This is a genomic window from Acidobacterium capsulatum ATCC 51196, assembly GCF_000022565.1.
GTDB lineage: Bacteria > Acidobacteriota > Terriglobia > Terriglobales > Acidobacteriaceae > Acidobacterium > Acidobacterium capsulatum.
In genome coordinates, this window is record NC_012483.1 from 427,462 (window position 1) to 440,022 (window position 12,561).

The 12,561-nt window shown below is 62.0% G+C and carries 25 protein-coding genes; 4 read left to right on the forward strand and 21 right to left on the reverse strand.

What is annotated here, in order from left to right; translation table 11 throughout:
• Positions 1-34: 34 nt before the first annotated feature.
• The 21 genes from ACP_RS01795 to ACP_RS17970 form a co-directional block, all read right to left on the reverse strand.
• Positions 35-580 carry a hypothetical protein gene (locus ACP_RS01795; protein ID WP_012680768.1) on the reverse strand — a complete coding sequence of 182 codons (546 nt, stop codon included), beginning with the start codon at positions 578-580 and terminating at the stop codon, positions 35-37.
• The gene (locus tag ACP_RS01800; protein ID WP_012680769.1) at positions 577-1,095 is read right to left on the reverse strand and encodes a hypothetical protein; all 519 of its coding nucleotides are present in this window, start codon (positions 1,093-1,095) and stop codon (positions 577-579) included. Before ACP_RS01800 ends, ACP_RS01795 begins: the two co-directional genes overlap by 4 nt.
• Before the next feature lie 3 nt (positions 1,096-1,098).
• Entirely contained in the window at positions 1,099-1,590 is a 492-nt protein-coding gene (locus tag ACP_RS01805) for a hypothetical protein (protein WP_012680770.1), read from the reverse strand.
• Entirely contained in the window at positions 1,587-1,877 is a 291-nt protein-coding gene (locus tag ACP_RS01810; RefSeq protein ID WP_041839183.1) for a hypothetical protein, read from the reverse strand. The genes ACP_RS01805 and ACP_RS01810 overlap by 4 nt, the downstream gene beginning before the upstream one ends.
• Positions 1,874-2,263: a hypothetical protein gene (locus ACP_RS01815; protein WP_169305889.1), complete on the reverse strand. Its 390-nt coding sequence runs from the start codon at positions 2,261-2,263 to the stop codon at positions 1,874-1,876. Before ACP_RS01815 ends, ACP_RS01810 begins: the two co-directional genes overlap by 4 nt.
• Before the next feature lie 158 nt (positions 2,264-2,421).
• Positions 2,422-2,625 carry a hypothetical protein gene (locus ACP_RS01820; RefSeq protein ID WP_041839185.1) on the reverse strand — a complete coding sequence of 68 codons (204 nt, stop codon included), beginning with the start codon at positions 2,623-2,625 and terminating at the stop codon, positions 2,422-2,424.
• Positions 2,622-2,906, reverse strand: a complete 285-nt coding sequence (locus tag ACP_RS01825) for a hypothetical protein (RefSeq protein WP_012680773.1) — start codon at positions 2,904-2,906, stop codon at positions 2,622-2,624. The genes ACP_RS01820 and ACP_RS01825 overlap by 4 nt, the downstream gene beginning before the upstream one ends.
• The gene (locus ACP_RS01830) at positions 2,903-3,376 is read right to left on the reverse strand and encodes a hypothetical protein (RefSeq protein ID WP_041839186.1); all 474 of its coding nucleotides are present in this window, start codon (positions 3,374-3,376) and stop codon (positions 2,903-2,905) included. The genes ACP_RS01825 and ACP_RS01830 overlap by 4 nt, the downstream gene beginning before the upstream one ends.
• The gene (locus tag ACP_RS01835; protein WP_041839187.1) at positions 3,373-3,615 is read right to left on the reverse strand and encodes a hypothetical protein; all 243 of its coding nucleotides are present in this window, start codon (positions 3,613-3,615) and stop codon (positions 3,373-3,375) included. Before ACP_RS01835 ends, ACP_RS01830 begins: the two co-directional genes overlap by 4 nt.
• Positions 3,612-3,809, reverse strand: coding sequence for a hypothetical protein (locus ACP_RS01840; protein WP_041839188.1), 198 nt, complete (start codon positions 3,807-3,809; stop codon positions 3,612-3,614). The genes ACP_RS01835 and ACP_RS01840 overlap by 4 nt, the downstream gene beginning before the upstream one ends.
• Entirely contained in the window at positions 3,806-4,306 is a 501-nt protein-coding gene (locus ACP_RS01845) for a hypothetical protein (RefSeq protein ID WP_041839189.1), read from the reverse strand. The genes ACP_RS01840 and ACP_RS01845 overlap by 4 nt, the downstream gene beginning before the upstream one ends.
• Complete coding sequence (locus tag ACP_RS01850) at positions 4,303-4,707, reverse strand: hypothetical protein (protein ID WP_148214981.1); 405 nt, start codon at positions 4,705-4,707, stop codon at positions 4,303-4,305. The genes ACP_RS01845 and ACP_RS01850 overlap by 4 nt, the downstream gene beginning before the upstream one ends.
• Positions 4,707-5,237, reverse strand: coding sequence for a hypothetical protein (locus ACP_RS01855; RefSeq protein WP_012680777.1), 531 nt, complete (start codon positions 5,235-5,237; stop codon positions 4,707-4,709). Before ACP_RS01855 ends, ACP_RS01850 begins: the two co-directional genes overlap by 1 nt.
• Before the next feature lie 26 nt (positions 5,238-5,263).
• Complete coding sequence (locus tag ACP_RS01860; protein ID WP_012680778.1) at positions 5,264-5,542, reverse strand: hypothetical protein; 279 nt, start codon at positions 5,540-5,542, stop codon at positions 5,264-5,266.
• On the reverse strand, positions 5,535-5,804 hold the full coding sequence (locus ACP_RS01865) for a hypothetical protein (protein ID WP_041839191.1): 270 nt from the start codon (positions 5,802-5,804) through the stop codon (positions 5,535-5,537). Before ACP_RS01865 ends, ACP_RS01860 begins: the two co-directional genes overlap by 8 nt.
• Positions 5,804-6,040, reverse strand: coding sequence for a hypothetical protein (locus ACP_RS01870; protein WP_041839192.1), 237 nt, complete (start codon positions 6,038-6,040; stop codon positions 5,804-5,806). Before ACP_RS01870 ends, ACP_RS01865 begins: the two co-directional genes overlap by 1 nt.
• Positions 6,040-6,270: a hypothetical protein gene (locus ACP_RS01875; RefSeq protein ID WP_012680781.1), complete on the reverse strand. Its 231-nt coding sequence runs from the start codon at positions 6,268-6,270 to the stop codon at positions 6,040-6,042. Before ACP_RS01875 ends, ACP_RS01870 begins: the two co-directional genes overlap by 1 nt.
• Positions 6,270-6,713: a hypothetical protein gene (locus ACP_RS01880; RefSeq protein WP_148214982.1), complete on the reverse strand. Its 444-nt coding sequence runs from the start codon at positions 6,711-6,713 to the stop codon at positions 6,270-6,272. Before ACP_RS01880 ends, ACP_RS01875 begins: the two co-directional genes overlap by 1 nt.
• Positions 6,710-7,711, reverse strand: a complete 1,002-nt coding sequence (locus ACP_RS01885; protein WP_012680783.1) for an AAA family ATPase — start codon at positions 7,709-7,711, stop codon at positions 6,710-6,712. The genes ACP_RS01880 and ACP_RS01885 overlap by 4 nt, the downstream gene beginning before the upstream one ends.
• Complete coding sequence (locus ACP_RS01890; RefSeq protein ID WP_012680784.1) at positions 7,704-9,797, reverse strand: DNA-binding domain-containing protein; 2,094 nt, start codon at positions 9,795-9,797, stop codon at positions 7,704-7,706. Before ACP_RS01890 ends, ACP_RS01885 begins: the two co-directional genes overlap by 8 nt.
• Positions 9,794-9,997, reverse strand: coding sequence for a hypothetical protein (locus tag ACP_RS17970; RefSeq protein ID WP_012680785.1), 204 nt, complete (start codon positions 9,995-9,997; stop codon positions 9,794-9,796). Before ACP_RS17970 ends, ACP_RS01890 begins: the two co-directional genes overlap by 4 nt.
• 68 nt (positions 9,998-10,065) lie before the next feature.
• On the opposite strand from ACP_RS17970, the gene ACP_RS01895 reads away from it, so the two are divergent.
• The 4 genes from ACP_RS01895 to ACP_RS01915 all read left to right on the forward strand — a co-directional run bounded on the left by ACP_RS01895 (position 10,066) and on the right by ACP_RS01915 (position 12,555).
• Positions 10,066-10,425, forward strand: a complete 360-nt coding sequence (locus tag ACP_RS01895; RefSeq protein ID WP_148214983.1) for a hypothetical protein — start codon at positions 10,066-10,068, stop codon at positions 10,423-10,425.
• Positions 10,426-10,793: 368 nt separating this feature from the next.
• Positions 10,794-11,570 (forward strand): helix-turn-helix domain-containing protein, encoded by a 777-nt coding sequence (locus tag ACP_RS01905; protein WP_041839195.1) that lies wholly within the window; start codon positions 10,794-10,796, stop codon positions 11,568-11,570.
• Between the two features lie 526 nt (positions 11,571-12,096).
• Complete coding sequence (locus ACP_RS01910; protein WP_148214984.1) at positions 12,097-12,309, forward strand: hypothetical protein; 213 nt, start codon at positions 12,097-12,099, stop codon at positions 12,307-12,309.
• 18 nt (positions 12,310-12,327) lie between these two features.
• The gene (locus ACP_RS01915) at positions 12,328-12,555 is read left to right on the forward strand and encodes a hypothetical protein (protein WP_041839197.1); all 228 of its coding nucleotides are present in this window, start codon (positions 12,328-12,330) and stop codon (positions 12,553-12,555) included.
• Positions 12,556-12,561 lie beyond the last annotated feature (6 nt).

The window sequence follows — 12,561 nt, forward strand, 5'->3', positions numbered from 1 at the left end:
TGACATGGTGCCGTGCTCGCGCGTGGAGGAGTGTTCACTCGTGAGTGGAAGAACGCTTCGGCAAGTTCGCATGCGACCGCGTGCATGCGCTGAACCAAGCGGCAAAAGATTTGCGGCTGATGCGCCACTGGCAGGCTCCGCGATCGAGGAGACGGTAGGCGTAGAAGCGGCCTTCTTCGATAAAGTTCACGACCGGACCGCGCGACTCGTAGCCAAGATAGCGGTTGGCATCGACAATGCTCATTGTGTCGCTCAGCGGAAACGGCAGAAGATCTTCGTCGCGATGACGAAAGAGCGAGTTGGACAGCGGCGGCCGCTGCACCGGAATGGAGTGCTTCTTGGCGAGGTAGTCACAGAACTCGACGACCGATTTGTAAAGCACACGCTTCCGCTTTGCGACGCCGAAGGAAAGTACGCGGATCAACGGGCTGCCGGACTCGTCGCAGGTGTCTTCGATCTGATAAACGGTCTTCGGCGTCGTGCCCAGGATCAGACACGTCCGCTCCAGCGTGATCCACTCGCGCTCGGCGAAGGGCAGCAGGATCTGCGAGCCGGGACCGTCCGCGGGCCGCTGGCTCATGCCGGTCTCCTATCTTGCCAGAGCCCCGCGGCCTGGAGCATTCCTTTGAGGGCCCAGCGCACCTTGTTGGCGTCGGCCGTCGTGCGAATGGCGCGATCGCGAGACTTGAGTGGTGAGCGGATGGAGCGGAGCCATGCATCGAACCGCTCACGCGTCCAGCCGAGCCGCTGATACATCTCCTCGATTTGCTCGATGTCCTGGGCGCTCGCGATCTGCGGCTGATCGGCCAGGTCTTTGCCGTCACGGCGGCCATCGCGGCCGCGGCGGTCGGCGTCCGCACGGCTGCGACGCTGCTTGAGAGGTGCGCGATAATTGAGCTGCGCTTGGGCGGCGTCAATGAGGCGGCGCGCCTCGTCTGCCGTGAGGTCTTTGAAGGATTCCACCTTGCGGCCGATACCTTCGGTGGCCCAGAGCAGCCGCTCGTCGCGCGTGTTCTCAATCTGCGTGCGCCGCGCGACCTGGCTGAAAAGCACCTGCAGCCGTTTCATCTGCGGGCTGGTGATTTGCCTGCTCATAGATCAGGCTCCTTTCGTTTTGCCGGGCGTCCGCGTGGACGCCGAAGATTTGCTCCGCAATTCGGACACGTCGCCGGCGTTGCGCTTTGTCTTTGTTCGCGCCGGTCGGCCTCGCGGCACGCGCCGCTGCAGAACCTGGCTGACTTCTCTTTCACGAGCTTGCTGCACCCCGGTCTCTGACATTGCCGCGCCGGCTGAATGGTCACTGCTGTTGGCCCCTTTCGTTGCTCGCATGGTTGCACCCAGAATTCCGTAGCCTGCCATGTCGCGGTACGGTGACTCGCCGAATGCGTCGCGGTCGGTAGCGATGCGCATCTGCTTGTCGAAGATCCTCACCTGCAGGAGCGCGTCGTCGTATTGGTCGGGACGCAACCCCGCTGGGTAGAGCAGGCGCAGGAAATCGCCCGACTTGGCAAAGCTGCTGCCGTAGGCGCGATTCTTCGCCTCGACGAGCGCGCCGATCTCCTGGGCGACGGCGAAAAAGCTTCCCTTCACCGGGTCCTCCGCTTCCGATCGGCAGCGTCACGCTGATGCGGCGTCCGCATGTCACGCGCAGCCTCAATGCCGGAGTTCTTCATGGATGTAACAATGGCCTGAAGCTGGGATCGCAGGCCATCTGGGAGTTTGTAGTCCCCAGAGCACAGCGTGGCGTAGGCAATGCCGCGCAGCTCGCAGATGGCGGCGCTGATCTGATGGGCTGCGGTCCACGACAGACGGTGGCCTGCGAGCGCGTCTTCAAAGCGCTTGAGCTTCCTGCTTTCTTCTATTCGCGATTCGCTCACAGCGCCTCCAGAATCTCGGCTTTGACGGACTGCAACGCGCGGCGCTTGGCCTCGTACGACAGGATGTTCCAGATCGAATCGAGCACTTCCAGACGCGCCATCGCGGCGAGCGTGCCCTGTTCCACGGGCACTTCGACCGGACGGGCAGCCGGGATGCGTTTGGCTGGCTTGACCGTGGTCACACGCTCGACGAACGCCTTCGATTCCCCGCTCTTTGCCGCTTTGCGGATGTAATGGACGCTCACGTCGGATATGCCGTATTTGGCGGCGAGGGATGTGTTGGTGGCCGACGCCGGCTCGCGCAGGATCGCGGCGCGGGTCTCGTCCGGAATCCGCTTGTGCTTGTTCGCTCGCGAGGTTTGCTCAGAAGCCGGACGTTCGGCCACCGGCGGAGATGCCGGAGCTGGAGATCCGATAGGCAGAGCGGGAACGCCAGCTCGCACGGCCTCGGCCGAAGCGCAGGGCCGGCACAGCAGCATTTCCAGAACCGTGTGCGTTGCCTCAGACGTTCGCCCCAATTGTGCGCATTCTTCACACCATTTCTTCATTTGCGTTTGATCCTCCTGATTCGCAGGTGTTCGGGCCTCGGATGGCCGACATGCCAGCCGTGACAGAATCGGCACTGGTAGATGACCAGCTCGCCGGGCTTGAGGTTGTGCGCGCGCATGGTCGAGCGCAGCGCGGCGCGCGCGTTCCACCACTTCTCGTGGCGAACTTTTTCCAGGCAACTGCGGCGCTCGCTGTTCATGCCGACCTCTTCAGGTTGGCGCTGCTGCGCAGGCGGTTGAGCTTAAGCTCGTATCCGGAAGTGTCGAGACCTTCGAGCGCGGCTACGGCGATGATGGCCTGCTGCCGCGCGATGAGATAGAGGCGCGGGCTCATGCCGTATTGCATGTTTTCCCAGCGCGAGGTCACGAGCTGCTGCAGGTCGCGCGGGACCAGGTTCCAGTGCCTGTAGCACATCAGGAAGCGCTCGAAGATCCTCATGCGGCAGCCCGGCGCGGCGCACTCATGCATGCGGGTGCTCATTGATGCTCTCCTTCGTGGACTTCTTCAGTGATGGCGAGTTGCCCGCGCAGCTCGAGGATGGCGCGATCGCCGACCAGGACGCGGGCGCGGTCGAGCAGCTTGAGTGCCTCGTCGATGTAGGGCTGCGCTGTGCTGCGTGCTTCTTCCGGCGTCATGACCAGGTAGTAGCCGCCGTCGACGCCGTCGCGCGACGCCCCTACGGGCAGCCGGAAGTCGGTGACCAGCGACCGCACCAGATCCTTGATGGTGCGCTCGCTGATCTCCAGGCGCTGCCTGATCTCGCTGATGCGGATGGCGCGGTCTCTTCCATAGCGCTTGGAGAGGATGTGCAGCAGCCGGCGCTGCTGCTCGGTGATGCGGAACTGCGACTCGCCGAGCAGCAGTCGGGTGATCTGATCGTCCAGGTGCGCGCGGCGCTCCTGGGCGATCAGTTCGGGCGTGCGCGTTTCAAAGAGGGCGGCTTGCGTCACATGTGCCTCCGGATGAGAATGCCGAGCTGCCGCAGGCAGCTTGTGCTGTCGCAAAGCGTGCGCTCGGGGTTGGCCCAGCGGCAGTTGCGTCCGTTCTTCTCGCGACAGGCATTGAAGTCGGAGCATCCGCAGAACCTGCAAATGCCGGATGGCCAGTAGCCGTCGATCAGGGCCAGGATGCGAGCCCTGCGGCGGTCGTGACGGCTCGTGAGGCGGCGTGCAAAGCAGAAGATGCTCATTGAACGCGTCCTTTCTTTTTGGGCTTGCAGATCGGGCAGAGATCGACCTGCATTCCGGAGCTGCCGCGCGTGCGCAGCCATCCGAGATTTTTCGCAGCCTGACGGAGGTCGCGGTGCGAGAAGATGGCTCCGTCCACCGAGGCGGTCCAAATCTTGCACTGATCGCATTCGAGGAAGGTTTCGGTGCGCATCATGCGGCACCGCCTTCCGCAGGCTGCTCCGGCTCTTCCGCGTCGTCGTCAGACTCGCCGACGAAGGACTCGTAGAACAGATTGAAAGCCTCGATCTTGCAGGCAACATCGAGCGTCTTCCACCACATGTCGATTGCGGCTTCGGAAATGTGAGCTAGCGGGCGCGGGATAGGAAGCGTGATTCGATCGGGACAGGCGCTCGCGAGTTCGCCGTGGAGTTGCATCACCTCTTCCGGGGAGAGTTTGGCTGTGTTCGGGGTCGGCGCGGACGGCTTTGTTGGAGCTTCGCCAGAAAGCGGAGCCGCGTCTGCGACTTTGCAGTAACGCGTTTGCTCTCTCGCGCTCGCCCACGCGCCAAGCTCTGTTGGGCACGCGTTTCCGAGAGGTGCTCTTCCGTTCGCGATCTGATAGAAGCCACCTGCGGGAGTGTGGACACCCGCTACCAGGTGGACCTGTGCCCCCGGAAATCGCATTCTGACGACTTCTTCGTCGGTCATCATGCGACACCCCCTTCGGGGCTGCGAAGCTGGAGGGCCGTCGGCGTCTTGTTGTTGCCAAAACTGGCCTTTAGGCGTTCGGCTGCGTCGCGCCACGCCGACTTTGGCGAAGCGCAGATATCGCTGAGCGCTGGACCTTGAAAGCCTTCGCGGATGAACCAGCATGGCTTGCCTGACTTGCGCAAATATTCGTAATAATCAAGACGCGCACGAGGCTCTGCGGCTTTGACTTGCAGCTTGGGTGTGAGATGGCGAGCCGCTTCTGTGCGCTGTTTCTCGCAGCGATGCCGCTGACCGGTCGCGACGTGTGTGCCGCACAAAGGACAGTCGATCTCCATCCCCTCGACATAAACAGTGCAACCGAAAAGAGAGCCTCTGGCCGACACGATTTGCTCGTCTGTCATCACTCGCCGCCTTTCTTGGCGCGCGACTTCTTTGGCGGCTTGCTGAGATCGAACATCACGACCTTGAGCGACGGCTTCTTCGCCTTGACCTGAATGCAGCGGCCGAAGAGCGAGAGGATCTTCTCGCTGAGACGCTTCGAGACAGACTCCGTGCGCATCACCTGGTCGGCGCCATCGACGACTTCGTACTTCGAGCGCAGGGTGAAGAGGCGCGGGAAGTGATCAGAGCGCTTGTTGGCTTCGAGCGCGGACTTCAGGTCTTCGACGCGGCCATCGTCGATGGTGATGGTGTCGGACTTGGTCAGTGTGAGCTCGGAGTGGCGGCCGGTGAGGCGGCGCGACTTCTCGGCGTGCGGCACGACCACGCCGTAAATGCGCACCATCTCAATGGCTTCTTCTTCGACGGAGGCGAGCGCCTCCTGCGCGCCTTTGACGTGGCGCTTTGCGGCGGACCAGCGCTGGGCGAGCTCGTCGATCTGCTCGGGCGTGGGTTTGGCTGAGGTCTCGGTGATTTCGGGATTCGTGGACATGAATTTCTCCTGGTGAGTGAAGTGGGTTATGCTGCGGAAGCGGCCTGAGCAAAGCCGCCCGCAGACCATTTGTTCAGCACCTTGTGCTGGCAGTCGCTGCCGCAGATATCGAGCAGCACGATGTCTTCGCGTAGAACGTATTTCTCGTCGGCAGGATCCCATTCGGTGAACGGGTCTTTGCTCGCCGCGAAGGCTATGCCCTCGCGTTCGCAGCCTTTGCGCAGCGCGGCATAGCTCCAGCCGGCCGCTCCGTTAGCCTTGACGGCGTTGCAGCCGTTGCAATGGGTGATAAGGGATTCAGCCATGGTTCTGGCCCTCCTGGGCGAAGAGCTCGCCCTGTTTCTTTGCATGGCGCGCGTGCGCCGGGCAATAGTCTTTGTCATTGCCGACGCTGACGGCGCATTCGTCGCAGAGCGGCTCATCGCAGGTGCGCTTGCCGTGCTCCACCGGGTAATCGCAGAGCCGCGTGGACCAGCGTTTGGTGCAGTGGCCGCAGCGGCGGCGGGGACGGCGACCGCGCTTGCATACGAAAACCGTACTGCCGGCGAGAATGTCGATTGTTGGCATCAATGCACCTTCGCTTTCATCGAGACATTCGGCAGAACCGCGTTGAAGGCTCCGGCGAGCATCCCGGACGGCATGCCGCTGAACTTCGCCTGGTTGGCGACGTAAAAGCGCATGGCCCACTGCATAAAGAGGTCAGAGGCGACGGCGCGCTGCAGCTCGTCCAGCTCCGGGTGCTCGATGCGGGACTGGCGATAGAAATAGCTGCGGGTTTCGGAGCGGAATTCCTGAAGGGTCATCACTGCACCTCCGTGGTGGATGGCGCGGCCATCGAGCACCACTCCGCGAGGATTTGATCCTCAATCTCCTGCTCGGTCCAGCATTGAAACTCTGCGCGATGCGTCTGGTAGGTATCGACCCAGGCTGGGATGGACGCCGAGAAACACAGATCAAAGTAGTCCGGCGCGAGATGCGGGTAAATAATCCGCACCGCGCGCTTGACGGCGGTGAGGTAGTCGTTGAGCGTCATCAGCGCACCGCCTGAGCTATGGCGCCGTTGAAGAATGCTGGCAGAATCTCGATCAGCAGCCCGATGGCAGCGGCGATGAGGACGCCGCGCATGACTCGGTCAGCAACCGTGAGGGAGCGGCGCTCGTGAGCGTCGAGGAGGGGCATAGCCTTGCGCTGCACAATCGTTTTCGCTATGCGCTTGAACGCGCGAGCAAGCAGGATCAGAAACAATCTGAATTGACCGACTTGATAAACGCGATGATGTCCGTCAGGCTTCGTTTCAAGAGCCCATCCCTCGCGTACCCAGAGCTTCGATCCGGGCGCGACTTCATGCGTGCGAGGGCCCTCTAAAAGCCAGAATTCGCCTCCGCGACAAATGAATGCCATTTCGCCGGGGTCAACGAAAAGCCTGAACGCCGATGTAATCGAGATCCACGCAGGTCCGTAGTAGATAGCCATCATGCCTCCTTAGCGGCGGCGGCCGCCTTGATCTGTTCAAGCGCGTTGGTCAGCGTGCGCACGTTGATGTAGGTCTTGCCGCGATCAAAGCGGTCCTGCGAGGTCGCCTTGGCGATCAGCTCGGCAACCTGCTTTTCAGCGAGCGACGACTTGACGCGGGCGAGCAGATCGCCGACTTCGCGCTGGATGATGGCGCGGGCCTCGGACTCCAGCAGCCCCGGCAGCTTGACCTTGGCGAGGATCCTTGAGTTCCATTGCTCGAGGTTCCCGGCGAAGCGATCAAAGGTGGTCATGAGATCGTGGCTGCCGGCCAGCAGCAGGGAGAAGTGCGGCGGCTGGTCGAGCAGCTCGCGCACGACCTCAAGCGACTCGAGCGGAAGGTGCTGCGCCTCGTCGATGATGAGGACGACTTGCCGGGTCCGAAATTCAAAACGGATGTTGCTAAACATCCGGTCGATGTCGCCGCTGACCGGGACCCCGCAAGCGATGCAGACGCGGCGCAGCAGGTCGCGCGGCCGGATGCCTTCGCGCGCATAGACGTAATAGGCGCGGCGTCCGTGGCCGTTCTTGGGCAGCTCCTGCTGATTAAACAGCGCGACCTGATTGAGAAGCGCAAAAGTCTTCTGGCTGCCGGGAGCTCCGTAAAGCACATAGGCGACCGCGCGGCGCAGAACGCGCTCGAATGTATCGCGGATGACTCGGACGTTGGCTGTCTCGTAGATCTCGCCCATGGTCTGCGTGGGCGGCAGAACGGGATGAGCGTCCAGAAACTCATTGATGGCAAGACGGATGCGCTCATCGCTGCGACCGACACGCTCATAGCGGTCATTAAGGAATTGCACGAGCGTGGACTCGCCGTATCCGATGCGGCGCGCGAGATCGGGCCGGGTGAGCCCGGTGCGCGCCAGAAAATCGAGAGTTCGTGCGATGGTCTGCTTCCGCTGGGGAGCGGTGATCTGCAGGCCTTCCACGCGCTCATCGCGCGTAAGAGTGTTACTCACTGAGAGCCTCCAAAAAATCGGTTGCGATATCGACCGCCGATGGGGGCGCGACGGTGTTTTGCCCGGCTTTGGGCTTGCGCGCCGTGGGCCGGTCGTTGATGTGTTGCTGGGTTGCGGCCGGGAGCTGGGTGCGCTCCCGGAGGACATCGATCGCAGGCACGTAGCCTGCCTGGTCCGCGCGCTTGCGGATGGTGCGCACGGTTTCGCGAGCGGCCTTTTTGAGGCGCATGCGCTCCGCCATGCTGGCGGCGATGTAAGGCTGCGCAGCGGCGGAGTGGGGCTGGAGCTGGACGCGATGCACGCGGGCGAGCACGCGGCCATCAAGGTCAGTGACGATGGCGGTCTCGGGCGCGATCTCGTTTTCGTCGTAGTGGACAAAAACGTCGTTGCTGCCGTGCGTAAAGAGATTGGCGCTGCCGACCTCATCGCCAACCGCGGGACCATAAAACTCGTTGGCGAGCCGAATGTTGCCAGAGTCGAGCTTGCGCTGCGCGCGCGCCCAGAAGAGATGGTCGAGGTTGCTCAGATCGGGGATATGGCGTGACTCGACCGGATAGCCCCCGTCGTAGACCTCGTTGGGTGAACGGCCGTCCATGCCACGCCCGCGATGAGGCGCGACGGAGTACTCGGTCTCGAGCCACGCGGTGCCGAGCTGGATCAGCTCGCTTGCGCGCAGCAGCGGCGAGGCCTCGGCATGGCCCGACTTGATCGCCCGCTGGTGCGCGACAGCGAGCGCGTTGGTCGCACCCGGACGGCGATAGGCGTTGCCGGTGGTGTAACCGGCAATCACGCGGTCCAGGCGCATGTGCAGCGTGCGGAAAAAACGCTCGATGTGCTTGGATTGCGGATGGTACTTGAGGCAGTGCTGCACCTCGATGCCGAGGCGGCTGAGGACGCCCAGGCTCTCGACCCAGGCCACGTCCGCAACAAACTGCTCGCTGGCCACGCGTTTCCAGACCGGCGCTGCGCCGCGCGCGACGCGCTTGTAGTCCTTGCCGTTATCGACGTAGAGCGTCGATGGCGCGCCGTAGCGCTCGATGCCGCGACGCAACGCCAGCGCGATGGAGCGGGAGCTGCCCTCCACTGTCCAGCAATAGCCCATGGGCTTGCGGCTGCGGTAGTCGATCATCGCCGTAAAGCGCAGGCGGATGGCGGCGTTCGGCGCGGCGCCCTCAAAGCAGTCGTTGCGCACCAGCACGTCGTGGATCATGTGGTCCGAGACCCAGATCTGGTTGGGCGCGATGTCGGTGTAGGCTTTGCGCAAAAACGGCAGGTGCCGCTCTTTGAGGGCGCGCTCGCCTTCGCGAGCCAGCGTGACTACGGGCTCGGGCAGATCGTCTGAGTCGAGCCAGCGCCGGACGGTCGAATAGTGAGGCGCGAGGATGCCGGCCCTGCTGCACCAACGCTGCAATGCCTCATAGGCTGCAATCTTTGATTGCTCCGGCTGCAAATAGGCCGCCGCTGTAACGTCCTTCGCCTCAGGATGCTCCTCAAACCAGCGCGACAGTCCTTTGTCTTGCCGGTTGCGGTCTGCCAGGGCGGCGAGGCCGCCATCGCGCCAGCGCTTGAGCCAGCGCTTCAACGTGCGCGAGTAGACGCCGGAGATCTCGGCCTGGTACTCGAGCATCCGGGTTTGAGAGGTGACCTGCGAGCCGTCCTTGAGCCGCAGCGCGGCGTAGCGGAGTGGGTCTTTGTCAAAGTCCACGATGGGCTGCAGGACGGCCCAGCGCTCCTCTGCCTGGCGTTGAGCGGCCGCGCCGACGGGTAGCGTGTCAGGCGCGGCCTTGGCGGGGAGGGCCACCTGCGAATCGGTAAAGAGCGGCAGGCTGCGCATGGCCGATGCCGCGTTGCTGCAGGCCTCGGCGACGCGGCGCTCGCTGGCAGGCAATGACGATGCCAGATACTCGCGCAACGGCTTGCCGTTGCGGCCGGTGCGGCCCGTGGCGCGCGAGATGATGGAGCCGTGGCGAGCCTGCTCGCGCAGCCAGCGATCCGTCAGGCCGGTGCGGGCAATAGCCTCCTCGGCGGTGAGCCACTCGTGCGCCGCGGCCTGCGGAACAAGATAGAGCTTCGGGGCCGCGCTCATGCCGACGCTCCGCTCTGTGGCGTGTTTGCAGATTCCAGATCGTTGAGCTGTTTTTCCAGCCGGCGGAGGCGCTTATTAGCCCGAATCAGATCGACCTTCACTCTTAAAATCTGGTACTGCAAAAGACTTTTTTCGCTCCAACCGCATTCGGCCAGAACCGAAACAACGCTGGGACGCTTCTTCTTGCGAGGTGCGCTCATAGCCGCACCCCCGAAAGCGCAGACTCCAGGCGTGCGGTGTGTTCCTCCGCGCGCTTGCGGATGAGGTATTGGCGCCCGAGCTCGAGGAGCTGCTCCTCAGCCGGACCGATCAGGCGGAAACCTCCGCGCTCGGCTATGCAATGAAGGAGCTTCCAATCGTGGGTTGCGTGACAAAAGGCGCGCACGTATTGCACCGGAAATCGATGCTGCTCAGCGGCTGCGCTGGAGTAGCTATTGAGCATGCGGACCGTGACGCGATCGCCGGTGAGGCAAGACATTTCCTCGGCAATGACCTCGCGGCTCTTGCCAGAGCGGCGGATTGCGTCGGTGACGAGTGCGCGAATCGTGGTCTCATCCGCGCAGGTGCCGGGGGCGGGCCACCTGTTTGCGTCGCCGAAGAGCGCGGCTTGATCGGGTGGAAAAACTGACGCCGAGTTCTCCAGTGACGAGGGGGACACTCCTGGCGGAGACTGAGCTGGCGATGAATACCTCCCTCTCATGCGGCCCTCCGCTTCGCTTTCTCGGTCCTACGTCTAACCTCGCGCCGCACCTCAGCGCTTACGCGCTTCGACGTGCGCTCTCCCCTCGCAACCTGCCGAACGTGCTGCGGCGTAACGCCCAACTTCCGTGCGACATGGGAATAAATGCCGTAAATTGCAGAGGCGTGGTCGATTTCGGGGATTGCAGGTTTAAACTTGACCGACAAGTTGAACTCCGATCCGGGGAATATGCAGACCACCATAATGCATGCATGCATAAGGGTCAAGGGAAAAGTGTGTCAGGATCAGCGAAACAATTGGACCAGGTAGCGAAGAACATAAAGGCGTTACGCGAGCGGCTTGAAATGAGCCAGCAGCGCTTCGCCCTCGCACTCGGGGTAGATCAGGGGTCCGTCTCGCGCTGGGAGCGCGGCAAGATTCGTCCCACGCCCGAAACGTTCGCCCGAATGGCGAAGCTCTCCGACGACGAGAAAAAGCTTTATTTTCTGGAAGAAGCGGGCGTTCCCGCCTCTTACTTTCTAGGCGAAAAAATGTTGCCGGAGATGCTCTTCGCCGCAAGCGAGGCGGTGGCGAAGTCGCTGGAGGATAGTAACCAAGTCACGGCCACAAAAGGCATCTTTACGCCGCAGGAGTCGCTCTCTATCATCCCCTACGTTCAAGACCCATTGAAGGTAGGTACGAAAGAAGCGATGAGCACATCGAGTAGTATTTTGCAGTTCCCCTCCAGTTGGCTGCCCCTCGAGGGCACCCTCCAAGCCACCCGTTTCCCTAATCCCGGCATTCCTTATATGTCCACGGAGGTCATTGGCATCGTAGACGTGAGCCGCCGAGATCCAGATCGCCTGGTCGGCTGCATCGTAGCCGTAATCGGATACGAGGGGTTGGAAGCAATGGTGCTCCGTCGCGACGGGACCACCTATCTGCTGCTCCCGATAGGTGCCGAAAGCAGCCGTGTGAGAGTTCTGAAGTCTCATGGCGTTGGAAGCATAGCGGGTCGCATCTGCAAATGGATCGGGGATGCTCCGGAGCCGAAGAACAAAAAGGCTTCACGTAGAGTCACCGGCCCCGCGTGATCTCAGAAAACCGCTCATCTACAGAAAGAAGAAATGCGGTTTTGCGCGACTCGATGGGAGATCTGTTAAATTTCAACCGCCAAAGTCGCGAGGTGAACAGGAGAGCCTTAGCGTGAAATGGAGATCAGGTTGTTCCGCGATATTAGGTACGACCCTTTTATTGCTTTCGGGGTGCGCGAACAGGAGCACGCTTGCTGGTGTTGAATCGCGATTGCATTCACCTGACACTCTCCGCGCCACCACGTCATTTCCTGCGCGAGTTGCGTCGGAGAAGGCTTGTGGCATCGCTCCGGACCCCGAAATCCGATGCACACCGGGAAATGTATCATTCGAGGCGCATATTTCGTATGTTCCCGGGAAGCCCAGAAGTGCAAGCAGAACCATACAAATCGAAGTCACCGAGGATTCTTTCAGTGCGCCAGGCGTTCCCGGTACGGTGCGTCGCGCGCAAGCCGTCCTGACGATCTCTGAGTTTAAGGATCTCGCACGATGTCTCAAGCTGTTTGAGTCAGAGGGGCGCGCCGACTTGGCGAAGATACCCGGATCGAGCCCGCAGATCGATTTTGTGTCAGAACAGGGATTCTCCGCTGGCTACTACAAAAGCGACGATGGGTCAGAACGCCTCATCTTCTCCATTGGCGACTCGTCAGCAGACTTTCCGATAAAGGCGATCCCCGCCGTTGAGCGCACGGTTCAGGCGACGATGGCTGACGCCTACACGCGGGTAAATGGCAAGTGAGAGGGAGGGACGAGCAGCATGGCTAAATGCGAAATCTGCGGGAAGTGGGCTGGCGTCGGACGGAAGCGGCATGACTTCTGCCAGGAAGACTCTTTGATTCCAGCAGCGCCCAGGTCAACCGTCACGGCACCGGCAACAATGTGGACGATCGCCTTCGGCGTGTTCTGGGGTATCGTGCTCTTCAGCGCGGCGATCACGTTCCTCGCGCTGATATTTTTCCTGTTCCGCCTTCTCATCGGGACATAAGGGAGT